At 66.3% G+C, this 23,222-nt stretch carries 17 protein-coding genes; 3 read left to right on the forward strand and 14 right to left on the reverse strand.

Going from position 1 to position 23,222, the window contains the following annotated elements:
• Positions 1 to 131: 131 nt before the first annotated feature.
• The 4 genes from radA to greA form a co-directional block, all read right to left on the reverse strand.
• Positions 132 to 1,514 (reverse strand): DNA repair protein RadA, encoded by a 1,383-nt coding sequence (radA, locus tag H5T74_10560; protein ID MBC7230815.1) that lies wholly within the window; start codon positions 1,512 to 1,514, stop codon positions 132 to 134.
• Between the two features lie 296 nt (positions 1,515 to 1,810).
• Positions 1,811 to 4,285 carry an ATP-dependent Clp protease ATP-binding subunit gene (locus tag H5T74_10565; protein MBC7230816.1) on the reverse strand — a complete coding sequence of 825 codons (2,475 nt, stop codon included), beginning with the start codon at positions 4,283 to 4,285 and terminating at the stop codon, positions 1,811 to 1,813.
• Between the two features lie 551 nt (positions 4,286 to 4,836).
• Positions 4,837 to 6,339, reverse strand: coding sequence for a lysine--tRNA ligase (lysS, locus tag H5T74_10570; protein MBC7230817.1), 1,503 nt, complete (start codon positions 6,337 to 6,339; stop codon positions 4,837 to 4,839).
• 119 nt (positions 6,340 to 6,458) lie between these two features.
• The gene (gene greA, locus H5T74_10575) at positions 6,459 to 6,980 is read right to left on the reverse strand and encodes a transcription elongation factor GreA (GenBank protein ID MBC7230818.1); all 522 of its coding nucleotides are present in this window, start codon (positions 6,978 to 6,980) and stop codon (positions 6,459 to 6,461) included.
• Positions 6,981 to 7,434: 454 nt separating this feature from the next.
• On the opposite strand from greA, the gene H5T74_10580 reads away from it, so the two are divergent.
• The 3 genes from H5T74_10580 (at position 7,435) to H5T74_10590 (ending at position 11,786) form a co-directional block, all read left to right on the forward strand.
• On the forward strand, positions 7,435 to 8,286 hold the full coding sequence (locus H5T74_10580) for a nitroreductase family protein (GenBank protein MBC7230819.1): 852 nt from the start codon (positions 7,435 to 7,437) through the stop codon (positions 8,284 to 8,286).
• A 324-nt stretch (positions 8,287 to 8,610) separates the two neighbouring features.
• Positions 8,611 to 10,704 carry an acetate--CoA ligase family protein gene (locus H5T74_10585; protein ID MBC7230820.1) on the forward strand — a complete coding sequence of 698 codons (2,094 nt, stop codon included), beginning with the start codon at positions 8,611 to 8,613 and terminating at the stop codon, positions 10,702 to 10,704.
• Between the two features lie 5 nt (positions 10,705 to 10,709).
• Complete coding sequence (locus H5T74_10590) at positions 10,710 to 11,786, forward strand: phosphotransacetylase family protein (protein MBC7230821.1); 1,077 nt, start codon at positions 10,710 to 10,712, stop codon at positions 11,784 to 11,786.
• 156 nt (positions 11,787 to 11,942) lie between these two features.
• Here H5T74_10590 and H5T74_10595 read toward each other — a convergent pair whose 3' ends face one another.
• The 10 genes from H5T74_10595 to H5T74_10640 all read right to left on the reverse strand — a co-directional run bounded on the left by H5T74_10595 (position 11,943) and on the right by H5T74_10640 (position 23,163).
• On the reverse strand, positions 11,943 to 13,031 hold the full coding sequence (locus tag H5T74_10595; GenBank protein MBC7230822.1) for a peptidoglycan DD-metalloendopeptidase family protein: 1,089 nt from the start codon (positions 13,029 to 13,031) through the stop codon (positions 11,943 to 11,945).
• An 841-nt stretch (positions 13,032 to 13,872) separates the two neighbouring features.
• A complete protein-coding gene (prmC, locus tag H5T74_10600; protein ID MBC7230823.1) occupies positions 13,873 to 14,754 on the reverse strand; it encodes a peptide chain release factor N(5)-glutamine methyltransferase in 882 nt (293 codons plus the stop codon).
• A gap of 281 nt (positions 14,755 to 15,035) precedes the next feature.
• Positions 15,036 to 16,115 carry a peptide chain release factor 1 gene (gene prfA / locus H5T74_10605; protein MBC7230824.1) on the reverse strand — a complete coding sequence of 360 codons (1,080 nt, stop codon included), beginning with the start codon at positions 16,113 to 16,115 and terminating at the stop codon, positions 15,036 to 15,038.
• 87 nt (positions 16,116 to 16,202) lie between these two features.
• Positions 16,203 to 17,225, reverse strand: coding sequence for a DUF1385 domain-containing protein (locus H5T74_10610; GenBank protein ID MBC7230825.1), 1,023 nt, complete (start codon positions 17,223 to 17,225; stop codon positions 16,203 to 16,205).
• Between the two features lie 237 nt (positions 17,226 to 17,462).
• Positions 17,463 to 17,720, reverse strand: coding sequence for a 50S ribosomal protein L31 (rpmE, locus tag H5T74_10615; protein MBC7230826.1), 258 nt, complete (start codon positions 17,718 to 17,720; stop codon positions 17,463 to 17,465).
• 138 nt (positions 17,721 to 17,858) lie between these two features.
• Entirely contained in the window at positions 17,859 to 19,193 is a 1,335-nt protein-coding gene (gene rho, locus H5T74_10620; protein MBC7230827.1) for a transcription termination factor Rho, read from the reverse strand.
• Positions 19,171 to 19,818 (reverse strand): fructose-6-phosphate aldolase, encoded by a 648-nt coding sequence (gene fsa / locus H5T74_10625; GenBank protein MBC7230828.1) that lies wholly within the window; start codon positions 19,816 to 19,818, stop codon positions 19,171 to 19,173. The genes rho and fsa overlap by 23 nt, the downstream gene beginning before the upstream one ends.
• A gap of 22 nt (positions 19,819 to 19,840) precedes the next feature.
• A complete protein-coding gene (locus H5T74_10630) occupies positions 19,841 to 20,809 on the reverse strand; it encodes a zeta toxin family protein (GenBank protein ID MBC7230829.1) in 969 nt (322 codons plus the stop codon).
• Positions 20,806 to 22,155 (reverse strand): 2,3-diphosphoglycerate synthetase, encoded by a 1,350-nt coding sequence (locus H5T74_10635; GenBank protein MBC7230830.1) that lies wholly within the window; start codon positions 22,153 to 22,155, stop codon positions 20,806 to 20,808. Before H5T74_10635 ends, H5T74_10630 begins: the two co-directional genes overlap by 4 nt.
• 186 nt (positions 22,156 to 22,341) lie before the next feature.
• A complete protein-coding gene (locus H5T74_10640; protein ID MBC7230831.1) occupies positions 22,342 to 23,163 on the reverse strand; it encodes a metallophosphoesterase in 822 nt (273 codons plus the stop codon).
• Positions 23,164 to 23,222: the final 59 nt, after the last annotated feature.

Here is a 23,222-nt window from a genome sequence, read left to right on the forward strand (position 1 = left end):
CGGGCGCGTGCCCGCTGCCTCCCGCGTTAAGCTGCCTATATCATAATCAATGCGGGGGAAATGCGCATCCGCGGCACGCGGCGCCGCGGCGGCAGCGAAGGGTCGGGGCCCGGGCCCGCCGCTCCCTCTCCTCAGGCGTCGGGCGCGCCGCGGCGCGCCTGCGAGCGGCGCACGGCAAAGACCTCCAGGGCACGGCTCACGTCCGCCACCCCCATCACCTCCAGTCCGCGGGGTAGCCCCCGCGCTCTCTCCTTGTCGGAGATCACCAGGGTGCGGAAACCGAGGCGTGCCGCCTCCCTGGCCCGCTCTCCGGTGCGGGACACCGGACGCACCTCACCCGTCAGGCTGACCTCCCCCACGAAAACGGCGTCCGGGGGCAGGGTACGGTCGTAGCGCGCGGAGGCGATGGCCATGCATACCCCCAGATCGAGGGCGGGCTCGGAAACCTGGAGTCCCCCGCATATGCCCACGTAGACGTCATGCTCAGACAGCGCCACCCTCGCCCTGCGCTCCAGCACCGCCACGTTGATGGCCAGGCGCCTCCCGTCCATGCCCGTGGAGACGCGCTTGGGGGCGGGGGGACGCGAGGGGGCCACCAGGGCCTGCACCTCCACCAGCAGGGGACGCCTGCCCTCCATGACCACCGTCACCGCCGTTCCGGGAACCGGACTCTCCCGCGCATCCAGGAAGAGCCGCGAGGGGTCCTCCACCTCCCGCAATCCCGTATCGGTCATCTCGAAAAGGCCCACCTCGCTCACGGACCCGAAGCGGTTCTTCGCCGCGCGCAGGACGCGCAGGGAGTCGAAACGCTCGCCCTCGAAATAGAGGACGCAGTCCACCATGTGCTCCACCAGCCTCGGCCCAGCCAGCACCCCTTCCTTGGTGACGTGGCCCACCAGGAAGCCCACGGCGCCCGTCTCCTTGGCCAGCGCCTGCATGCGCGATACGCACTCGCGCAGCTGGTTGACCCCTCCCGGGGAGGAGTCCAGGTGGGGGCAGCGCATGGTCTGGATGGAATCCACCACCATCACCTGGGGAGCTACCTCCCGGGCCGCGCTCTCCACTGCCTCCATGTCCGTCTCGCAGAGGAGGTAGAGCTCGGGGTCGAGGGTGCCCGTACGCCGGGCACGGGAGGTTATCTGGGCGGCCGACTCCTCCCCGCTCACCAGCAACACCCTCGCTCCCCTCCCCGCAAGGGACGAGGCGGCCTGCAGGAGGAGGGTGGACTTGCCTATCCCCGGCTCCCCTCCCAGCAGCACCAGCGATTCGGGCACCGCTCCTCCCCCCAGCACCCGGTCCAGCTCGCCCATGCCCGTGAGCAGGCGTGGGCGCTCCGCCTCCACCGCCTCCATGCGCAGGAGCGCGTTCCCCCTCACCCCCGCGCCGGGCCGGAAAGAGTCCTGCCTCTCCTCCTGCATGGTGCCGAAGCTCCCGCAGGCGGGGCATCGCCCCAGCCACTGCAGCGAGCCCTCTCCGCACTCCTGACATATGAAATAGGAGCGTTCCGCTTTCACCGCGCCTCCGCCTCGTCCTCCCCGGCGGCCTCCGCCACGCTGACATTATATCCCCGCCCGGTGTCATCTCCGGAATGAGCCGGTGGGGAGCGGGTGGGGGCAAGGCGAGGGGCCTCCGCGGAGAAGCCCATGTTTTTCCGGGAAGGGAGGATCGTATGGCCGGCAAGCGGGCGCGGGGCGGGAAAGGGGACCCGGCCGATCCCGAGGACGAAGGCGTCGCTTGAACCCCCGGCATCCCGTGGAGGGAAAAACAACGGGGAGAAGGGCAGGAACCCCTCCTCCCCGTACGATCGGTCCTAGGTGGTCTGGAGCAGGTCGGCGCCGCTCTCGGGGGCCTCCACCTTCTCGAAGGTGATGCGGCCCTCCTCGTCGGTGGCGATGAGGATGGTAGATCCCGGGTTGAACTCCTTGGCCAGCACCTTCTCGGAAAGCGGATCCTCGATGAGCTTCTGGATCGCCCGCCGCAGGGGCCTCGCCCCGTAAACGGGGTCGTAGCCCTCCTTCACCAGCAGCTCCTTGGCGTCGTTGGAGAGGATGATCTCAATATCCTGTTCCGCGAGCTGGTCCTTGACCCTCTTCATGAGCAGGTCCACGATCTGCTTGATCTCCTCGTGGGTCAGCTCGTGGAATACGATGACGTCGTCGATGCGGTTGAGCAGCTCCGGTCGGAAGGTCCTCTTTAACTCCGAGAGCACGCGGTCCTTCATCTTCTCGTAGTCCAGTCCACCCTCTTTCTGGGCTGTGAACCCGAGGGAGGTCCCCTTGCTGATGTCCCTGGCTCCCAGGTTGGAGGTCATGATGACGATGGTGTTGCGGAAATCCACCTTGTGGCCCTGAGAGTCCGTCAACCTGCCGTCCTCCAGTATCTGCAGGAGCATGTTGAAGGCGTCGGGGTGGGCCTTCTCGATCTCGTCCAACAGGACCACGCTGAAGGGCTTGCGGCGTACCGCCTCCGTGAGCTGTCCGCCCTCCTCGTAGCCTACATAGCCGGGCGGCGAACCCACCAGGCGCGATACCGCGTGTTTCTCCATGTACTCGGACATGTCGATCTGGATGAGGGCCGACTCGTCCCCGAAGAGGAACTCCGCCAGGGTGCGCGCCAGCTCCGTCTTGCCCACCCCGGAAGGCCCCAGGAAGATGAATGAGCCGCCCGGGCGCTTGGGGTCCTTGAGACCGGCGCGGGTGCGGCGGATGGAGCGCGACACCGCCACCACCGCCTCGTGCTGTCCCACCACCCTCTTGTGCAGCTCCTCCTCCATGCGCAGGAGCTTGCTCGACTCCTCCTCGGTGAGCTGGCTCACGGGGATGCCCGTCCAGGAGGAGAGGATATCGGCGATGTCGGCCTCGGTCACCTGGAGCTGGTGCGAGCCGAGGGGCATCTTCCAGTCCTCCTCGAGCTGCGCCATCTCCTCCACTATCTCCTTTTCGCGGTCCCGCAGGGCCGCGGCCTTCTCGAACTCCTGAGCCGCGATGGCCGCCTGCTTTTCCTGGCGCACCTTCTGCAGCCTTTCCTCCGTCTCCCGGAAATCGGGGGGCGCGGTCATGGCGTTTATGCGCAGCCGGGACGCGGCCTCGTCGATGAGGTCGATGGCCTTATCGGGAAGGAAGCGGTCGGATATGTACCTGCTGGCCAGCCTGGCCGCCGCCACCAAGGCGTCGTCGGTGATGGCCACGCGGTGGTGGGCCTCGTAACGGTCCCGCAGGCCTTTGAGGATCTCGATGGTGTGCTCCACCGTCGGCTCCTCTACCATGATGGGCTGAAAACGCCTCTCCAGGGCGGCGTCCTTCTCCAGGTGCTTGCGGTACTCGTCCAGGGTGGTGGCGCCGATGGTCTGTAGCTCGCCGCGGGCCAGCGCCGGCTTGAGAATGGAGGCGGCGTCGATGGCCCCCTCCGCCGCTCCCGCCCCCACTAGGTTGTGCAGCTCGTCGATGAAGAGGATGATGTCCCCGCGGCTGCGGATCTCCTTCACCACCTTCTTCAGGCGCTCCTCGAAATCGCCGCGGTAGCGCGAGCCGGCCACCAGGGCGCCCAGGTCCAGGGTGTAGAGCTGCTTCCCCGCCAGGATGTGGGGCACCTCGTTGTTCACGATGCGCTGGGCGAACCCCTCCACCACCGCGGTCTTGCCCACCCCGGGCTCCCCGATGAGCACGGGATTGTTCTTGGTGCGCCGGGAGAGCACCTGCATCACCCGCTCGATCTCCTTTTCGCGCCCGATCACCGGGTCGAGCTTGTTCTGCATGGCGAGCTGGGTGAGGTTGCGGCCGAACTGGTCCAGGAGCAGGTTCCCCTGGGCGGCCGGCTCCCCCGTCTGCCCCGTCTCCTTGGTGGCGCCGGAGGCCCCCGTGAGCAGCTGCACCACCTGGTTGCGCACCCGGTCCAGGTCCGCGCCCAGCTTGGTGAGCACCTGGGCGGCGACGCCCTCCCCCTCGCGGATGAGCCCGAGGAGGATATGTTCCGTGCCGATGTAGTTGTGCCCCAGCTGCAGGGCCTCGCGCAGGGACAGCTCCAGCACCTTTTTGGCCCTCGGCGTAAAGGGGATGTGCCCGGTGGGCGCTGTGCTGCCGCGGCCGATTATCTCCTCCACCTGGCTGCGCACCGCCTCCAGGCTGATGCCCATAGACTCCAGGGCCTTGGCCGCGACCCCTTCGCCCTCCTGGATCAGCCCCAGGAGCAGGTGCTCGGTGCCGATATAATTATGGTTGAGCATGCGGGCTTCTTCCTGCGCCAGGACCACCACCCGTCGCGCCCGGTCTGAAAACCTCTGAAACACTTCATCTACCTCCGTTTATGGTTCGCGCCTTTCGTTTCGCGCGGTATATTCTTCACTCACCACTGTTTATTATCACACTTACTGCGTCCTTCTATCACCCGTCTTTCAATGGTCCTCGTCCACACCTCTATCATAAGGTCTTGTCATCCTAATTAGTATCCCTTTAGACGAACCTTCGCCATGCGTTCCGTCATCTCCTTCGCCGTCGCCCTCGCAGGCCGCTACCCGGAGCGCGGCGACCGGCGTTTCAGGCTGCCCACCTTCCGGCTCAACCCTGTTCTCTCTATCCCTCTATACGCTTTTCGATGATATCCGTTTCCATATATCAGTCGTCATCACCCATAGGCATCTTGACCAACCCCCCAAGCGGGGTCTTTCCGGGCCTTGAGCGGCGCTTTTCGGCCGCCGGCGGCTCGCTCCCCTCGGGCTTCCAGGCATAAGCGGGGGAAGAGCTCGTTGCGCCTGCATGGGGCCGCGCATCCTCCATCCTCGGGCCTACGGGCACAGGTGGGAAGAAAAGCCCCCATAGCTCACCCGGCGCTTGAGCACCCTCAGGTCTCCGGGCGCAGGTGGGGGAAGAGGATGACCTCCCGGATGGAATGGGAGTCGGTGAGGAGCATGACCAGGCGGTCGATGCCCAGGCCGAGGCCGCCCGTGGGGGGCATGCCGTATTCCAGGGCGCGCAGGTAATCGTAGTCCACGACGTGGGCCTCTTCGTCTCCACGCTCCCTCTGCCGCGCCTGCTCCTCGAAGCGTTCGCGCTGGTCAAGCGGGTCGATGAGCTCGGAAAAGGCATTGGCGATCTCCCGCCCCGCCACGATGAGCTCGAACCTCTCGGTGAGATGGGGGTCGTCGCGGTGGGCGCGCGCCAGGGGCGATACCTCGCGCGGGTAGTCCATGACCAGGGTGGGCTCCCAGATCTCGGGCTCCACCAGCTTCTCGAAGAGCTCGGTGGCGATCTTCCCCGGACCCCATCCCTCCTCCAGCGGCACCTCGTGCGCCGCGGCGAGGGCCCTCAGCTCCTCCACCGCCGTCGCGGAGGTGATCTCCCTCCCCACCGCCTCGCTCACCGCCTGCAGGAGGGTCACCCTGCGCCAGGGAGGGGTGAGATCGAGGTCTCTACCCTGGTAGGGGAAGACGAGGGTACCCCTGACCTCGCCCACCACCGTGGACAGCATCTCCTCCAGGAAGTCCATGAGCGCCAGGTAATCCACGTAGGCCCAGTAGAACTCGAGCATGGTGAACTCGGGATTGTGCTTGTAGGAGATGCCCTCGTTACGGAAGTTGCGGTTTATCTCATAGACCCTCTCCAGCCCCCCCACCACGCAGCGCTTGAGGTAGAGCTCGGGCGCGATGCGCAGGTAGAGGTTCTGACCCAGGGCCTGGTGATAGGTGACGAAGGGGCGCGCGGTGGCGCCGCCCGGGATGGGCTGGAGCATGGGCGTCTCCACCTCGATGAAGCCCCGCCCGTCGAGGAAACGCCGCAGAGCCTGGACGGTCCTCACCCTCACCAGCAGGTTTTGCCTGACCCGGGGGTTGACCAGCATGTCCAGGTAACGTTGGCGGTAGCGCAGCTCCACATCCTTGAGGCCGTGCCATTTCTCGGGCAGGGGTCGCAGGCTCTTGGAGAGCAGGATGAAACGCGTGACCCGCAGGGTGAGCTCGCCGCGCCTTGAGCGGAAGACCTCGCCCTCCACCCCCACGATGTCGCCTATATCCAGCTCCTGGAAAAGGACGTACCCCTCCTCCCCCAGCGAGTCCAGGGAGGCCAGGAGCTGAAGCCTTCCGGCGCCGTCCTCGAGATCCGCGAAGCACGCCTTGCCGTGCCTCCTCAACGCCATGAGCCTCCCCGCCAGGGCGGCACGGTACCCGCTCTCTTCGCCGTCGGCTAGAGCCGGGAAGCGTTCCCTGATCTCCGAGGTGAGGTCGCTGCGCTCGAAACCCAGGGCGTAGGGCTCCACGCCGCGTTCCCGCCACGCCACCAGCTTCTCCAGGCGTCCCTTAACCAGGTCGCTTTCCCCCGCGAAGGCGGAAAGGGCATCCTCGTCTCGCATCGAGCTCATGTTCCTCTGTTTTTCCTTCACGGCGCTGCGCCAACGGACCGACCATGTGCGCCGGGGAGAGCGCCCACTGCATGCGGGGAGAGCGGCGCTGCCGGGGCCCGTCCCGCCGCTCAGCGTTCGATCTGCAGGATACGGTACTTGAGCACTCCCGAGGGGACCTGCACGTCCACGATCTCGCCCGCCCTGCGGCCCAGGATGGCCTTGCCCACGGGGGACTGGTCGGAGATGCATCCCCGGTCTCCACGCGCCTCGGCCGCGCTCACCAGGCGCAGGCGCATCTCCTCTTTTCTCTCCACGTCCTCCAGGAGCACCGATGACCCTATGGTCACCTCGTTGAGGTCGATCTCCTCGTCCTTGATCACCCGGGCGTTGTCGAGGATGTTCTCGATCTCCATGATGCGGCCGTGCACGAAGGCCTGCTCGTGCTTGGCGTCATCGTACTCGGAGTTCTCCATGATGTCCCCGAACGCCCTCGCCTGCTCGATGCGCTTCGCGACCTCCCAGCGCTTGACGTTCTTGAGGTAATCCAGCTCCTCCTGGAGCTTGCGGTAGCCCTGCTCGGTGAGCACCACGTCGTCTGCCCTCTCCTCGCGGTACTCACCTATGGTCGGCTGGTAGTCGTAATCGTCCATGTCCGCCATCTTCACTTCCTCGTATCGGCCTCGCGCGCGTACACCTGTTCGCGTTTCCCGGGGTTACAAAGAGCTATTATATGCCAGCCCTCACCCTGCGTCAAAGACGGTGGGGGACGGGTAGGGTCTCGGCGTGCAGGCCTCCCATCTCCCGCCAACCGAGGATGGGGAAGGAACGTGACGAGGAGCCGGGGTCGCCGATTCCCCGCGCCGGAGACCGGGGACCGGGTCCGAAGGCGTCCGCTCGCAGATGGACTTCCCGCTACCGCCCCACCCGGCAGACATGGGATACGCGCCGCATCCGCACCCGCGCCTGCCACGGCCAGCCATTTCTTACCATCCCTTCGGGGTATCGCTCCAATCCCCGTCGCACGGGTGCGCTTGCGGCCATCGGGTCCGAGCTAATAACTTCGAGTCCGCCAAGACCGCGCAAGAGAACGACGGGAGGTCGCCCATGATCGAGATCGACAGGGAAAGGTGCAGCGGGTGCAACCTCTGCGCTTCCGTGTGCATCGGTGGCCCCATATACGACGGCCCGGAGATCAGGAGCGGCGGCCGTACCCTGTGCGTGGAATGCGGCCACTGTTATGCGATCTGTCCCGAAGAGGCCGTAAGACTCACCGGCTTTGGGGATCTCCTGCCCCACGCGCTCCCGGAGAAACCTCCCGTGGACGGGCCTGCCATGATGTCTCTGCTGCGGGGCAGGCGCAGCGGAAGGATGTACCGGGAGGAGCCCGTCTCGCGCGAGCACGTCCGGGAGATGATCGAGGCGGCATCGCTGGCGCCCTCGGCGCACAACAGCCACCTGACCAGAGCATACGTATGTTATGACGAGGAGGTCATGGCGCGTATCCGCGACCGCGCCATCCGTTATTACCGCAGGTTGGTACGTTTCTTCGAGCTGCCGGGTTTCCCTTTTGTCTGGAAGCTCCTGGGCCTGGATCCCGAGGAGTTGGAGGTGCTCGAGCATGCGTTCAGGTCCCTGTGGCAATCGGACAAGAACGACGATATCCTTCTTTACGGCACCAGGACCCTGCTGACCTTCACCGCCCCCAGGCGCAACGCCATGGCCCTCGGCGATGCCTGGATCGCAGCCCAGAACGCCGTGATCTATGCCGAAGCGATCGGGGTGGCCACGTGTTACAACGGCTTCCTGATCCACGCCGCAAACCACGATAGGGAGCTGCGCATGCTTCTGGGCGCGGGTAAGGGGGAGAAGGTGGTCGCGGTGCTCAACCTGGGATACCCGCGACGCCGCTTCCGGCGAGCGGCGCCGCGAAGGATCATGGACACCGCCTGGAGGTAGGGGAGCTCGCAGCACCCTGGGCGAGGGCCGGATCTGGTGCGGCCCCGACCCCGTAAGACCGCCCCCCACGTCCCCTGTCGCGCGCCGCGGCCGGAGGAGTCCTATCCCCGGGCGGAAACGCCCGGCGCCGGCAAGGAGCAGCCTTCCCCCGCGGCCCGCCGGGGACGCGTACGACCGCTTGAAGGCCGTGGTCCGGCTGCGGATCTCTCGAGCCCATGGCCGCTCTCGGCGATACCCCGCCCCGCTTTCCGAACAGGCAGCAGGAGGTGTGGGTATAATGGAACGCGACGGGATTCCGCGGCAAACGGAGAAGGGAGGTCCAAGCTGCTCGAGTATCTCTTCAAGCCGTCCGCGGTGGCGGTGATCGGGGCCTCGGAAAAGCCGGGCAAGGTGGGCCGGGTGGTGCTGGAGAACATCCTCCGTTCCGGCTACGCGGGCAAGGTCTTCCCCGTCAACCCGGGAAGTGAAAAGATCATGGGTCTCCCCTGTTATCCCTCGGTTTCCGAGCTCCCGGAGACGCCGGAGCTGGCGGTCATCATCGTGCCCGCTCCGGCGGTAACGGCGGTGGTGGAGGAATGCGGAGCGCGGGGGGTCAGGGGCACGGTGATCATCTCCGCGGGCTTCAAGGAATCCGGGCGCGAGGGATACCGGAGAGAGAAGGAGCTGCGCGAGACCGCGTCCCGGTACGGCATCCGCGTCCTGGGACCCAACTGCCTGGGGCTGGCCGATACCTTCACCCCCCTCAACGCCACCTTTGCCGCCCGCGCTCCCCGACCCGGAAAGGTGGCCTTCATGTCCCAGTCCGGCGCCCTGTGCACCGCGGTGCTGGGATGGTCGGAGGAAAACCACCTCGGCTTCTCGCGTTTCATCAGCCTGGGCAACAAGATGGACCTGGACGAGAGCGATATGCTGGAGGTCCTGGAAAATGATGGCAATACCACGGTCATCGCCGCCTACCTGGAGGGGATTGCGGACGGAAAGCGCTTCCTTGAGGTAGCCTCCCGCGTGACCCGTTCCAAGCCGGTGGTGGTCTTCAAGGCGGGCGTGACCCAGGCGGGGGCCAAGGCGGTGTCCTCGCATACCGGGACCCTTGCGGGTTCGGATAACGCCTACGCCGCCGCCTTCCGCCGCTGCGGCGTGCTGCGCGCCGGCACGGTGGAGGAGCTCTTCGGGCTGGCGCGCGGGCTCTCCACCCAACCCTGCCCGCGCGGGGCGCGTGTGGCGGTGGTCACCAACGCCGGCGGTCCCGGCATCATCACCTCCGATGCCCTGGAGCGCGGGGGACTCGCCCTGGCCAGCCTGGAGGAAAAGACCGCCAGCAGGTTGCGGGAAGGCCTTCCCGAGGCGGCCAGCGTCCATAACCCCGTGGACGTGTTGGGCGACGCGGGAGAGGACCGCTACCGCCTGGCGGTCGAGAGCGTGCTCGCGGACCCCGGGGTCGACGCCCTGCTGGTGATCCTCACCCCCCAGGCCATGACCAGACCCGCCGAGACCGCGGCGGCGGTGGCGCAGTGCGCCCGCGGGAGCGAGAAGACGGTGCTGGCGGTGTTCATGGGCGGCGACGAGGTAGGGGAGGCGGAGAGGATCCTCCGGGAAGCGGGGATACCTAATTACCAGTTTCCGGAAGATGCCGTACAGACCATGCTCCGCATGAAGGAATACGCCGACCACCTCTCGCGCCGGGCCGATACGCAGGTGCGTTTCGAGGTCGACCGGGGCCGCGTCATGGAGGTGTTCGAAGCCGTGCGCCGCCAGGGGCGCAACGAGCTCATCGAGGTGGAGGCGCGGGAGGCGCTGGCCGCCTACGGCCTCCCCGTGGCACGCACCGCCCTCGCCACCAACCTCGAGGAATGCATCAGGGCGGCGCGGGAGATGGGTTACCCGGTGGTGGTGAAGATCGCCTCCCCCCAGATCCTGCACAAGACCGACGTGGGCGGCGTGGTGGTGGGGATAGCCAACACCGACGACCTGGTGAGCGCCTACGAGAAGGTCACCTCCAACGCGCGCAAGTTCTTCCCCGGCGCGGAGATCTGGGGGGTGCTGGTGCAGGAGATGCTGCCCCCCTCGCACGAGCTCATCCTGGGCATGAACCGCGACGCCCAGTTCGGCCCCCTGCTCATGGTGGGCCTGGGAGGGATCTACGTGGAGGTGCTGAAGGACGTCAGTTTTCGCCTCGCTCCCGTGAGCGAGCGTGAGGCGGGAGAGATGCTGCGCGAGCTGAAGAGCTACTGGCTGCTGCGCGGGGCGCGCGGCGAGCCCCCGGCGGACATCGAGGCCGCCGAGGAATGCATCCTGCGTGTCTCGCAGCTGGTCACCGATTTCGAGGATATCGCAGAGCTGGATATCAACCCCCTGCGGGTACTGAAGAGCGGAAAGGGCTGCCTGGCAGCCGATGCCAGGATCGTCTTAAGGGAGTGAGGAGCATGGTAAGCCTTTATCTCATCTCGGCCGCCGGGCTTTCGGGCATGCATACCGTGTGCATCGGCCTGGCGATGCGCATGCGCGAAGAGGGGCTCAGGGTGGGGTACATGAAGCCGCTGGGCTACCGCTATTTCCAGCAGGAGGGAAAGGTCACCGACGAGGACGCCGCCTTCATGCGCCGGACCCTCGAGCTCGAGGACGACCTCGACGACCTCTGCCCGGTCCTGCTGTCCCCGGAACTGGTGAGGTCCGCCCTGAAGGGCGAGCGCGAGACGGAAGCGCTGCGCTCGCGCATCCTGGAGGCCCACGGGCGCGTGAGCGCCGGCAGGGACGTGGTCATCATCCAGGGCGCCTTTACCTCCGTGCAGGGCAGGTTCCTGGACCTCTCCGCCTATCAGATCGCCCCTCTCCTGGGGGCAAAGGTGCTGCTGGTGGAGCGCTTCGACGACGCCCTCATGGGCGATAACGTCATGGCGGTGCGCGACGACTTCGGCTCCGGTCTCATCGGGGTGGTCTTCAACATGGTCGCTCCCAACCGCGAGAGCTTCGTCAGGGAGCTGCTGGCGCCTCGCCTGGAGGCGGAGGGGATCGCCGTCCTGGGCTCGCTGCCCCGCGACCGCCTGCTGCGTTCCATCAACGTGGGGGACCTGGCGCAGCAACTGGGAGGGCGCGTGCTCACCGGCGAGCAGGGCCTGGACGAGCTGGTGGAGGACGTGGTGGTGGGCGCCATGGGGACGGAGCACGCGCTCTCCATCTTCCGCCGGCATCACAACTTCTGCGTGGTGACGGGCGGGGACCGCAGCGACATCCAGCTCGCGGCCATGGAGGCCGGGGCGCGCTGCGTGGTGCTGTCCGGGAACCTCTACCCCACCAGCATCATCCTGAGCAGGGCGGAAGAGCTGAGCGTACCCGTGGTGCTGGTGGGCGAGGACACCTTCACCGCCGCCGACCGTGTGGAGGCGATCATCCGCAGTGCCCGCACCCACGAGCCGGCCAAGCTCGAACGCCTGCGCGGACTGATCGAGGAGCACGTGGACCTCGCTCGGCTCTATGAGCTGGCCGGCATCGCCGCCGGATAGGACGACGGGTCGATAGCAGGGGGTGCCGCAACCCCGCCGGCGCCACACATCGATCACCGGCGGCTTTGACCGGAAGGGCGATGGTAAGGGACGATCTCCGCGACCCCCGGGGTATCGGAAGGGCGCTCTTTCTCGTCGATCCCGGCGGATGCTCCCTCAGCGGTCGATGGCCACCAGGAGGGGGTAGGGGTTCACCGCGGCGCCGCCGTTGGGGTGCCACTCGAAGTGCAGGTGGGGACAACCGCGGGCGTTGCCGGTGTCGCCTACGTAACCTATCACCTGCCCCGCGCTCACCCTTCCCGATGCTCCGTAGCTCTGGAGATGCATGTAGTAGTACAGGTGCCCGTTGTCGCCGTAGAGGAAGACATAGAGCCCGGCGTTGCCTCCCCTGCGCTGCACCACCGTGCCGCTGGTGATGGCCACGCAGGGTGTGCCGTAATCGGCCATGATGTCGCACCCCTTGTGGGTGCGCCCCACGGAGCGCGGCGCGCCCCAGTCGTTGACGTAGCTGTGAGGCCCGGCGACGGGGAAATAGAGGCCGTTGACGGGGCCGATGTTCCAGCCCGTGCCGCCTCCTCCGCCCCCTCCCCCGCCACCACCGTAGCGCCTGCTGAGAAGGGAGGCCACCTCCGCGTCGATGCCGGCGAGGAGGGCCTTCTGCTCGTTGAGCTTGCTCTGCACCGCGCTCCTCTGGCTCTGGAGGCTGTTGGAATAGGCCTGGTACTCGGCCCTGGCTCCCTCCAGCTCCGCCCTCCTCGCCTTTATCTCCGCCATGAGGTCGCGGGTGGCCTGGATGGTCTCGGCGTCGTGGCTGCCGATGCGCATCATGTAGGAATAGGAGTTGACGAAGGTCTCGAAGTCGTCGCATTCGAGGAGGACGTCCAGGGCGGAGGTGTTGCCCTCCTTGTACATGGCCACCAGGCGGTCCGAGAGTATGCCCTGCCAGCGCCGGTATTCCGCCTCCGCCTGCTGCAGCCGCACCTGATTCGCCTCTATCTTCGCCTCCACCGAAGCCAAGCGCGACTGGGTCTGGTTGAGCTCGGAGGTCAGCCGGTTCAGCTCCGCCTGCAGGGATCTGAGCTGCTGCTCCACCTGGCGCGCCTGTTCCTTCTTCTCGCTGACGGAATCCGCCCCCGCGGGAGGGGCGGACGGCATCACCATCAGGGACAGGAGCACCATCACGAGGGTGAACTCGAGCAAGGCCCCTGGTATTTTTATCCTCTTTCTCTCCACCCGGTTTCCCACGCAAAACCGCCTTGCTCTACGATACTACGATAGTATTTTAGGTAACTCTTTCATGGAGGGTCAAATCCACGCCCAGAGCGCCGGAGCGGGACGCGGTCCCGAGAGTGAACGATTTTGCCACATTCTTGCAGGCACATGCACCATGCTGCATCTCCGTGATCCGTTCGTGAGAAGAAGACGCCCCCGGTCGCCTGCCGCCGCTTTCTCTGCCGGCCGGCCTCACGGCATCCCGCCGCCAGGGCCCTTGCGCGCCCCTCGCGCCGCCCGGCTCGGGTCAGGGGCACGCAGAAACCCGTCCCCTGCGGCCCCGCTCATTCCACCTCTCGGAAAGCGCCGTAGATGGCGGGATCTTCCACCACCTCCGGTCCGCGGTATATGCCGTAATGCATCCTCGCCATGTCCGGCGTCAACCCGCCCACCGCTTTCACCGTCGCCGCACCCATGGCACAGAAGGAGCAGAAGAAGCACTACGGCGATAAGGAGGATGGCGCTTCTCATCGCCTCTTTAACCCTCCCTGGAAAAGGTAGCATTAACATATATTGCTACATGGACATCGCCTGAACTGATCCCTCGAATATTCTATCTCGGATCCCCGCAAGGGGATCTCGTGCCCGTGATCAGTGCGTGTATGCGAAGAGAACCGGGCGCAGTCCTCTATCCTAGGCATCAACGCGGACCCGATGATCGGAGCGTGCGTGTATTGAGGGTCTTTTTTTGGCTCGATGGCTCGCGTAGCAGGTCCTTTTGTCCGCAGCGCCTGGCTCTAAGCCCGCGGAACGCGAGATCCCGCGTTTTCCCGTGTCCGGCAGCGCCTTCTTCTCTCTTCGGAAGCTCGGCCCATCAGATCCTGCATTCCACCACACGCGGGAGGCCGTTGAGGTCCCGGTGGGTACGCGCCTCCACGTAACCCTTGCGCACCGCCCGCACGGCAAGTCCTTCCACCTGGTCCGCGCCTCCCTCCATGAGGAGGCAGCCGCGTGGCGCCAGCCAGGACAGCGCCTGCTCCATGAGGCGCAGGTGTACTTCCGTGCCCGCGGGTCCCGCCACCAGCGCCGTGCGGGGCTCGTGTTCCCTGACCTCGGGAGGGAGGGTCGGGAACTCGTTCTCCTTTATATAAGGGGGATTGCTAACCACCAGGTCCAGCTTTCCTCGCAGCCCCTCCTCCAGCGCCTCCAGCAGGTCGCCGCGACGAAAGTCGATCATGCCGTCCAGGCCCTCGCGGACGGCGTTGGAGCGCGCCACCTCCAGGGCGTCCGGGCTGATGTCGGTGGCGAAGACCGCCGCGGAGGGACATTCGCGGGCCACGGAGAGGGCCACGCAACCCGAGCCCGTTCCCACGTCCACCACCACTGGACGGCCTCCCGCGGCCGACGCCAGTTCCACCGCCCTCTGGGCCAGTAGCTCCGTCTCGGGACGCGGGATGAGCACCCTGGGATCCACCTCCAGCTCCAGGTAGCGGAAGCCTTTTCTGCCCGTGATGTACTGCAGGGGCTCCCGGGCCGCCCTCCTCGCCACCGCCGCCTCGAACTCCTCTTTTTGCGCCCGAGAAAGCGGCCTCTCCGGATAGGCGTAGAGGTCCACCCTCGACCTGCCGGTGCAGTGCGCGAGGAGCAGCTCCGCGTTGAGGCGGGGCCTCTCCACCCCCTGACGCGAGAGGACGCCGGCCGCCCAGGCGATGAGGCCGAGGGCGTCATCCTTTTCCAGGTCACCCGCCAGTGCCATCCCCGTCCCTTCTTCCGCAATCCGTTCCGCTATCGACCGATCCCGGAGCGAAAAGGTCCCCTCGCCCGCGGCGAAACCCGTCGCGCTCCCAGCGGCAACTCTCGGGCCATCCCCAGGCGGATGACCGATCCCCGCTCAAGAGGGCGGCATGAAAACGGCCGCGGCGGGATGCTCCCCGTGCCGTTTCCGCTGGTACCTCCACTTTCCTGTTGCCCTTTGATGCCATAAGAAGGCCCGAGCCCGCCCCGGTTTCCCGTGCCGCCTGTTTCTGTCCGTGAGGTTCAGTCCTGGCCCATGCGCGCCAGCCTCTCGGCGCGGTCGGCGGCGGCCAGCGCCTCGATGACCTCGTCCAGGTCGCCGTCCAGCACCTCCTCGAGCCGGTAGAGGGTGAGGCCTATGCGGTGGTCTGATACGCGGCCTTGGGGGAAGTTGTAGGTACGTATGCGCTCCGAGCGGTCGCCGGTGCCCACCTGGGAGCGCCTCTCCTCCGCTAGCTCCTTCTGCTGCCTCTCCTGCTCCATGCGCAGCAGGCGTGCCCTGAGGATGCGCAAGGCCTTCTCGCGGTTCTGGAGCTGGCTCTTCTCGTCCTGGCAGGAGACCACGATGCCGGTGGGCAGATGGGTGACGCGCACGGCGGAGTCGGTGGTGTTCACCGACTGCCCGCCCGGTCCGGTGGAGCGGAAGACGTCCACCTTCAGCTCGGCGGGGTTGATGGTCACCTCCACCTCCTCCGCCTCCGGCAGCACGGCCACGGTGGCGGTGGAGGTGTGTATGCGGCCTCCCGACTCGGTGACCGGGATGCGCTGTACGCGGTGCACCCCTGACTCGTATTTCAGCTTGCTGTAAGCCCCCTTGCCCCGCACGGAGAAGATGATCTCCTTGAAGCCCCCCAGCTCCGAGGGGCTGGATGAGAGGGCCTCCGTCTTCCAGCCCCTGCGGTCGGCGTAACGGGTGTACATGCGGTAGAGGTCGCTCGCGAAAAGGCCCGCTTCCTCGCCGCCTGCCCCGGCTCGGATCTCCATGATCACGTCCTTCTCGTCGCGCGGGTCGGAGGGCAGGAGCTTCAACCTTATCTCCTTCTCCAGCTCCCCGGCGCGTTCCTCGGCGGCGTGCAGCGACTCGCGCAGGAACTCCGCCATCTCCGGGTCCCGCTCTCCAGCGAGCATCTCCTCCGCCTCGCGCGCCTCCCGCAGCGCCTCGCGGTAGGCGCGCAGGGCGGGCATGACCTCCGAGAGTTCGGCGTGGGCGCGCGCGAGCTCGGCGTACCGCTGGCGGTCCTGGTACACCTCGGGCTGGGAGAGCTGGCGCTCCAGCTCCCCGTAGTTCCTCTCTATCTCGTCCAGCCTGTCCGCGAAAGCCATGCCTCTGCCTCTCGTCACCTCCCGGCGGAGCCGCTCTCCCGTGTGCGGCCTACCCGTTTCCCTTCGCCCACGCGGGCGCCCGCGGGCTCAAGCCTTTTCGCGCTCCCGGCTTTCCCCGTCCTCGCCGCCGACCGCCGCCGGCTCCAGCGCACGCGGGTCCTCGCGCTCAAGGAGCGCCCGCAGGGCGGAGATGGCGACCTCGGCCTGCTCGCGGTCCGGCCTGCGGGTGGTAAGCCTCTGCAGCCACATCCCCGGGAGCACCAGGGACCTCATCCATGGAGAGGGGCTGCCGTCCGCATACCTGATTATCTCATACGAGACCCCGGCCACCACCGGGATCAGGGCCATCCTCTCCAGCACCCGCAGCCACAGCGCCGGCCTCCCCAGGAAGGAATAGATGACCACCGTGAGCACCAGCACCAGCAGGACGAAGGCGGTCCCGCACCGCGCGTGGTCCGTGCCCTCCCTGAGCGCCCGCTCCGGCTCCAGGGGGTAGCCGTGTTCCCAGAGGTGGATGGACTGGTGCTCCGCGCCGTGGTACTGGAAGACACGCCGCATCTCCCCGGAGAGAGAGACCAGGGCGAGGTAAGCCACGAAGGCGGCCAAGCGCAGGCCTCCCTCGACGAGGTTCCACAGCCACACCGGGCTGTCTTTTCCCAGCAAAAGGGGGGCCAGCCAGGTGGGAAGGGCGATGAACAGTCCCACCATCAAGGCCAGGGCCAGGAAGAGGGCGAGGGACTGCTGGAACCAGCCCATCCCCCTGCCGTCGCCTTCCTCCTCCAGGGCGATGTCGGCCGAGAGGGACAGCGCTTTCCAGCCCAGCACCAGGCTCTCCCCCAACACGAAGAGGCCGCGCAGCAGAGGCCTGTCCCACGCCGGGTGGCGCACCAGGAAGGAGTTGAGCGGCTCGCATACCACGTGGATGTCCCCGTCCGGCTTGCGCACCGCCAGCGCCCAGTTGGCGCAGCCGCGCATCATCACGCCCTCGATGACCGCCTGCCCGCCCAGGCGGAAGTCCCGCCCCCGCCGCGGGCCGGCGTCGGTGCCCGGCACCCGCGCCGGGGAGGGCGAACAGGGTAGGGAGGTCGTGGAGATCCCGTAGAAGGCCATCATCCCGAAGTATCTATCGTGACCGGCGCGGCCGGCATCCCTCCACCTGCGTGTCCGTGATGACCGCGGCGGGAGGGGCCGGCGGGGCGTCGCCCGCGCACGCGCCCTCCCGTTCCCGGGTCGAGGTCCATCGTGCGCGGGGACCTTGCGGGGAGCATACCGCCGCCCCGTGAACGGGTCATGCGGAAACGTGCCCGGCTCGATCCTCCTGCCGGGCCCCTCGGACCGCGTGGTCGCCTAATCCTGCCCCTCCGTCTTGCGGACCTTCCGCTCCGACCTGGTCTTGCGCTGAGGCCTCGCCTTGCCGTAGCGGCGCTCGAAACGCTCCACGCGACCCCCGGTGTCCACCAGCTTCTGCTTCCCGGAGTAGAAGGGATGGCATTCCGAGCAGATCTCCACCCGCAATTCAGGCTTGGTGGAGCGCGTCTTGAAGGTGTTCCCGCAGGAACAGGTCACCGTAGCCTCCACGTAATCGGGATGTATTCCCTTTTTCATCCTTTCCCACCTCCGCTATCCTCCGCGCAACCCTGAAAGTATAGCAGCGCGAAAAGCGCCTGAACAGGGCGGCGCGCGGGTACCGGTGAAATCCTTGCGGTGAAGGAAGGGTTTCCCGCCCTTCCTCTTCGCCCCACCTCAGGAAATCGGTGACCTGGCGATCTCGCTCAGGAACTCGGCGTTGTTCCTGGTGTTGCGTATCTTGTCTATGAGCAGCTCGATGGCCGCGCTGGGGTCCAGGGCGTGCAGCACGCGGCGCAGCTTCCACACCACCTGCGCCTCCTCGGGAGCCATGATCAGCTCCTCCTTGCGCGTCCCCGACTTGTCGATCTCTATGGCCGGGAAGATGCGCTTGTCCGCCAGCTTGCGGTCCAGGTGCAGCTCCATGTTGCCGGTGCCCTTGAACTCCTCGAAGATGACCTCGTCCATGCGGGACCCCGTCTCCACCAGGGCAGTGGCGATGATGGTCAGGCTCCCACCGTCCTCGATGTTGCGCGCCGCTCCGAAGAAGCGCTTGGGCGGATAGAGGGCGGTGGAATCCACCCCTCCGGAGAGGATGCGCCCGCTGGTGGGGGTGGCGAGGTTGTAGGCTCGCGCCAGCCTGGTGATGCTGTCGAGGAGTATCACCACGTCGTGGTTGTGCTCCACCAGGCGCTTCGCCCTTTCCAGCACCAGCTCCGCCACCTGGATATGGTTGTCCGAAGGCTGGTCGAAGGTGGAGCTTATCACCTCGCCGTTCACGGAGCGCTCCATGTCCGTGACCTCCTCCGGGCGTTCGTCCACCAGCAGCACGATGAGCTTCACCTCGGGGTTGTTGAAGGTGATGCTGTTGGCGATCTGCTTGAGGATGGTGGTCTTTCCCGCCTTGGGAGGGGACACGATGAGCCCGCGCTGCCCCTTGCCGATGGGGGCGATGAGGTCGATGATGCGCGGCGCCGTCACCTCGTCGGGAGTCTCCAGACGCAGGCGCTCCAGGGGGAAGAGGGGCGTCAGCTGCTCGAACTGCCTACGCTCCCTGCACACCTCCGGGTTGTCGCCGTTGACCTTCTCGATGCGCAGCAGGGCGTTGTACTTCTCGCTGTCCTTGGGAGGGCGTACCTGCCCGGTGATCTCGTCGCCGCGCTTGAGGTGGAAGCGCCGGATCTGGGAGAGGGAGACGTAGATGTCCTCCTCGCTCGGCAGGTAGCCCCGCGTGCGCAGGAAGCCGTATCCCTCCGGGAGGATATCCAGGATCCCGGTGCGGATGAACAGGCCCTCGTCCTCCGCCTTACGGGCGAGGATGCTCTCGATGAGTTCCTGCTTGCGCATGCCGGTGATCCCGGTCAGCCCGATCTCGCGGGCGAGGCCCTGCAGGTCCACCAGGAGCATGGATTCCAGGTTCTCCCTTTCCAGTGTCTTCTCCACTCTGTCACCTCCTTCCCTGTTGTCCGCTTTCTGGTTGTCGGTGTTCTTAAAGGTTCTTGATCTTCTCATAATCCTCCAGGAATCTCTCGATCCCTATCTCGGTCAGGGGATGGTGGACCATCTTCACCATGACCTCGTAGGGGATGGTGGCGATGTGCGCGCCCGCCAGCGCCGCCTCCGTGACGTGCATGGGGTGGCGCAGGCTGGCGGCGATCACCTGGGTGGGTATGGAATAGGTGTCGAAGATGTCCACGATCTCCTCCACCACCTTCATCCCCCGGTTGCCGATATCGTCCATCCTGCCCACGAAGGGGCTGACGAAGGTGGCTCCCGCCGCCGCGGCCAGCAGGGCCTGGTTGGCAGAAAACACCAGGGTGACGTTGGTCTTGATCCCCTCCCGCGAGAGCGCGCTCACCGCCGCCAGGCCTTCGGGGGTCATGGGGATCTTGACGTTTATGTTATCGGCGATGGCGGCCAGCTCCCGCGCCTCGCGCAGCATGCCCTGGGTGTCCATGCTCACCGCCTCGGCGCTGACGGGTCCGGAGACGATGGCCGCGATCTCCTCCAGGCACTCCCGCATGCTCCGCCCTTCTTTGGAGACCAGAGAGGGATTGGTGGTGACGCCCGCCAGGATACCCCAGCCGTTGATCTCCCTGATATGCTCCACGTTGGCCGTGTCCAGGAAAAGCTTCATCTCCCTCCTCCGTGTCAAGCCGTCAGACCAGGTGCTCTACCTTCGCCGTCGCTATATCCTTCTTGGCCATCTCGTAAGCGGTATTGATCACGTAATCCACGACCTCCGAGACCGCGCTGTCCAGGTTCACGCTCTCCACCGCCTTTACCCCGTTCACCTTACCCAGGTGCACGATGTAGTCCTGGATCTTGCGGATATTCTCAAAATATTCCAGGTAGCGCTGGAAGGGACGCGTGCCCTGGGTCTCCACCTCGCGGATGAAGAAGTGGCTGCGGTGCATCCTCTCGTCGCTCACCGTGACCACCAGAGGGACGATGAAGGCGTCGGGAAACTGCTGCGGCGCTATGAAACCCGGCACGATGTGCGCCCCCTCGATGATGATGTGCGTCCCCTCCTTCAAGGCGCGGTTGATGATCGCCCTCACCCCCACCAGCACCGAGAGGCTCTGCTCCCGGAATCCCGCCACCACGGGGTCGATATGCGGCGGCAGGGGATGAATGAGCGCGGTGTCCGCATCGAAGGAGGAGGTATGGATGGTGGGCATGAGCTCGCGGGAGAAGAAGGCGCGCATGACCTCCCGAATGGCGTCGGTGGAGACGATGCGCACGATGCTGAGCCTGGTAGCGAGCATGGTCGCTATGGTGGATTTTCCCACGCCGGTGGAGCCGCCGATGAGGATTACCAGGGGCTTGTTCAGGCTGCTGAAGGAGATGTACCGCCAGTAGTTGACGGCGTAGTGCTCCCCCACGCGTTCGTTGAGGAAATTGTAGATGAGCTTGCGCAGCTCCTTGGCCTGGATCTCCAGCCTGCCTTCGCGGAAGAGATGCTCCTCTATGTCCGAGGCTACCGTGTAGGCCCTGCCCGGCGACAGGCCCGAGGCCATGATGGCGTTGGCCGTCAGCCCTTTCGAGAAGGGGACCCGATGGCGCTCCTCATCGAGGATGGTTATGCGGCCCTTTCTTTTCCTCTCTTCCTCTCGTTCCCGCGTCATGATCTGTCCACCGCTTTCGCCCACATGGCCTCGAAAAACCCCTCCAGGTCTCCATCCGGGCGGGCGGGAAACGGCACGTTATGGAAGAAGACCAGCTCCTTGCCGTAACGCCGCGCGTATTCCGCCACCACCTCCACCGCGGCCGCCTTGAGCTCGGTGAGCACCACCTCCGCCTCCCCGGCGCCCTCGAGGTCTCTCTCCAGGCGGTCCCGCCGGGAGAGGCTGAAACTGCTCCCCACCACCTCGCAGCCTTCCTGGTCCCGCAGGTGTTCCTCCAGCAGTCCCTCAGCCTCGTGGGGCGCGGTCGCAACCAGAAAGACCTTCCTGCCGCGGATGGGTTTCAAGGGATGAGGCCTGAAAATCGTGTTTAAGACAACGACATCGCCACTTATCCACTCTATCCTCTCGCGGAGTTCCTGGATTTTTCGGGAAGTCGCGAAAGGCTCTTCGGCCATTGTAATGATAACCCCGTCGGAAATCAAGAGCCGGTATGCACCCAGGTATCCCAGCGCCTCCTCCACATCCTGCGCGGCGCTGATGACCAACACCGTGGCGTGGGTATGCACCGGCGGGACGCTGGACCCGCTTCCCTCCACGATGACCACCTGCCCCGGCAGGCCGTCCGCCACCGCGGCCGCCTCCGAGACGTTGGTCACGAAGGGCTCTCCCGCCATGCCTCCCCCACAGCGCCGCGAGCCTACGGTGATCACCCCCGACACCAGCGCGTCCTCGTAGTGGTCGGAGGCGGCGTGCAGTCCCTTCCGCAGCTCCCCCCGGAGGTACTCCTCGTCCACCGCCCCCTGCTCCACCACGTAGGGACGGGGAGGCCCTCCCCTGCCCATGGCCACCACCACCGGTTCCCTCCCCGTGCGCGCCAGGTATCGCGCCATCTCCGCCGACACCGCCGTCTTCCCGCAGCGTTTTCCGGTGCCGATCACCGCGCAGGAAGGCCGGGCCAGGATGCGCTCGCGGCGCGGGGGCCTGAACTCGAAGTCCGCCCCCCGGTAGGCGGCGCCGTGGGCGAGCGCCGTGGCGGCCATGCGCATGCGCAGCGCCGGACCGATGACGGGGAGGTCGCTGAGGTCCAGGACGACGTCGGGAGAGAGCTCCTCGAGCGTTCTGCCAAATTCACCCAGAGGGTCCTCGGGCACCACCAGGGCGCATCCCTCCAGGGCCATCTCCGAGACCTCCCTCAGCTTCTCGGCGCCACCCAGGAAATAAAGGGCCAGGGGTTCCAGGCTCTCCCTCTCCGCCAATACGCGCACCGCGTCGCGCACGGTGTCGGGATGGTGCTCGCCGTCCACCAGGAACAAGGCACGTTTTCTCGCACTCCGTCCGATCTCCATCTCGCCTCCCGGCTTTCCATCCGCGCGCGGCGCGTGCGGCCGCCCCCGACCACGGAAGCATCGCGCGCCCTGTGATCCGCCTTTTGTTCGCGCCGCCGGCCGTATCCATCACCGGAGATGCGGCCCGCCCCTCGGGTAGGGATTGACGCCGCCCGCCGGAGACCCGCCTTTCCCTGGGGGCGGGCCCTATAGATCGGAGCCGATTATCTCCCGCACCACCCCGGAGAGCCCTTTCTGGGTGTCGTTCACTCCCACGCCGAACTGGGCGATCACGTCGCGCCCCCCGAAGGGGTACTTGCGGAAGATCTTCACCAGGTCTTCCCTTATCTCGATCACGTTGTAGCAGGGCTTGGTGTTCCCGCGCAGGCGCAGCGAGGAGATGGTGCCCGCGTTCACCACGTAGAGGTCCTCGAGCCTCCAGACGTAGGGCACGTGCTTGTGACCGGTGAGGACCAGGTCCACGCCGGCGTACACCAGCAGCTCCAGCACGTCGCCAGCGTCGAAGACGATGTTCCTCTCCCTTCCCGTCCCGGGCACCGGCAGGAGGTGGTGGTGGAGGGCGAAGACCTTGAAGCCGTCCACGGCCTGGAAATAATCGACGATCCTGGCGTATTTTTCTCTCCCGATCTGTCCCGAGTCCAGGTCCGGCTCGCTGGAATCCATCCCCATGACGTATACCCCGCACCATTCCAGGCTCTGGAACAGGGGGCCAAAGAGCTCCTGGAAGTGCAGGTAACCCACGTTGCGGGAATCGTGGTTGCCGGGGATGACCAGCACCCGCTCGCATTCCAGGCCGTCCAGGTAGGACTTGGCGGTGAGGTATTCCTGCCGGAACCCCTCGTTGGTCAGGTCTCCCGTCACCACCACTATGTCCGGCTGGAGCTCGTTGAGCTCTAGTATGCAGCGGTTCATGAGGTTGGCCACGAAATGGTAGGAACCGATGTGGAAATCGGAGACGTGTGCCAACACCACGGGCGACTTGGTGACGGGAAATATCCTCGCAGGCATCGCTATCTACACTCCGCTCGCATCCTCCCGGCGCCGCGCGTAGCGGGCTTCCGGGCGCG

The organism is Actinomycetota bacterium, from assembly GCA_014360645.1.
GTDB lineage: Bacteria > Actinomycetota > Geothermincolia > Geothermincolales > RBG-13-55-18 > Solincola_B.

What these genes read in the sequence shown, in the direction of transcription:
- lysS (MBC7230817.1), bottom strand. Translation starts at nt 6,339, where the DNA reads ATGCGAGACGAGGATGCCCTTTCCGCCTTCGCGGGGGAAAGCGACCTG.
- greA (MBC7230818.1), bottom strand. Translation starts at nt 6,980, where the DNA reads ATGGACGATTACGACTACCAGCCGACCATAGGTGAGTACCGCGAGGAG.
- H5T74_10580 (MBC7230819.1), top strand. Translation starts at nt 7,435, where the DNA reads ATGATCGAGATCGACAGGGAAAGGTGCAGCGGGTGCAACCTCTGCGCT.
- H5T74_10590 (MBC7230821.1), top strand. Translation starts at nt 10,710, where the DNA reads ATGGTAAGCCTTTATCTCATCTCGGCCGCCGGGCTTTCGGGCATGCAT.
- prmC (MBC7230823.1), bottom strand. Translation starts at nt 14,754, where the DNA reads ATGGCACTGGCGGGTGACCTGGAAAAGGATGACGCCCTCGGCCTCATC.
- prfA (MBC7230824.1), bottom strand. Translation starts at nt 16,115, where the DNA reads ATGGCTTTCGCGGACAGGCTGGACGAGATAGAGAGGAACTACGGGGAG.
- H5T74_10610 (MBC7230825.1), bottom strand. Translation starts at nt 17,225, where the DNA reads ATGGCCTTCTACGGGATCTCCACGACCTCCCTACCCTGTTCGCCCTCC.
- rpmE (MBC7230826.1), bottom strand. Translation starts at nt 17,720, where the DNA reads ATGAAAAAGGGAATACATCCCGATTACGTGGAGGCTACGGTGACCTGT.
- rho (MBC7230827.1), bottom strand. Translation starts at nt 19,193, where the DNA reads ATGAGAAGATCAAGAACCTTTAAGAACACCGACAACCAGAAAGCGGAC.
- fsa (MBC7230828.1), bottom strand. Translation starts at nt 19,818, where the DNA reads ATGAAGCTTTTCCTGGACACGGCCAACGTGGAGCATATCAGGGAGATC.
- H5T74_10630 (MBC7230829.1), bottom strand. Translation starts at nt 20,809, where the DNA reads ATGACGCGGGAACGAGAGGAAGAGAGGAAAAGAAAGGGCCGCATAACC.
- H5T74_10635 (MBC7230830.1), bottom strand. Translation starts at nt 22,155, where the DNA reads ATGGAGATCGGACGGAGTGCGAGAAAACGTGCCTTGTTCCTGGTGGAC.
- H5T74_10640 (MBC7230831.1), bottom strand. Translation starts at nt 23,163, where the DNA reads ATGCCTGCGAGGATATTTCCCGTCACCAAGTCGCCCGTGGTGTTGGCA.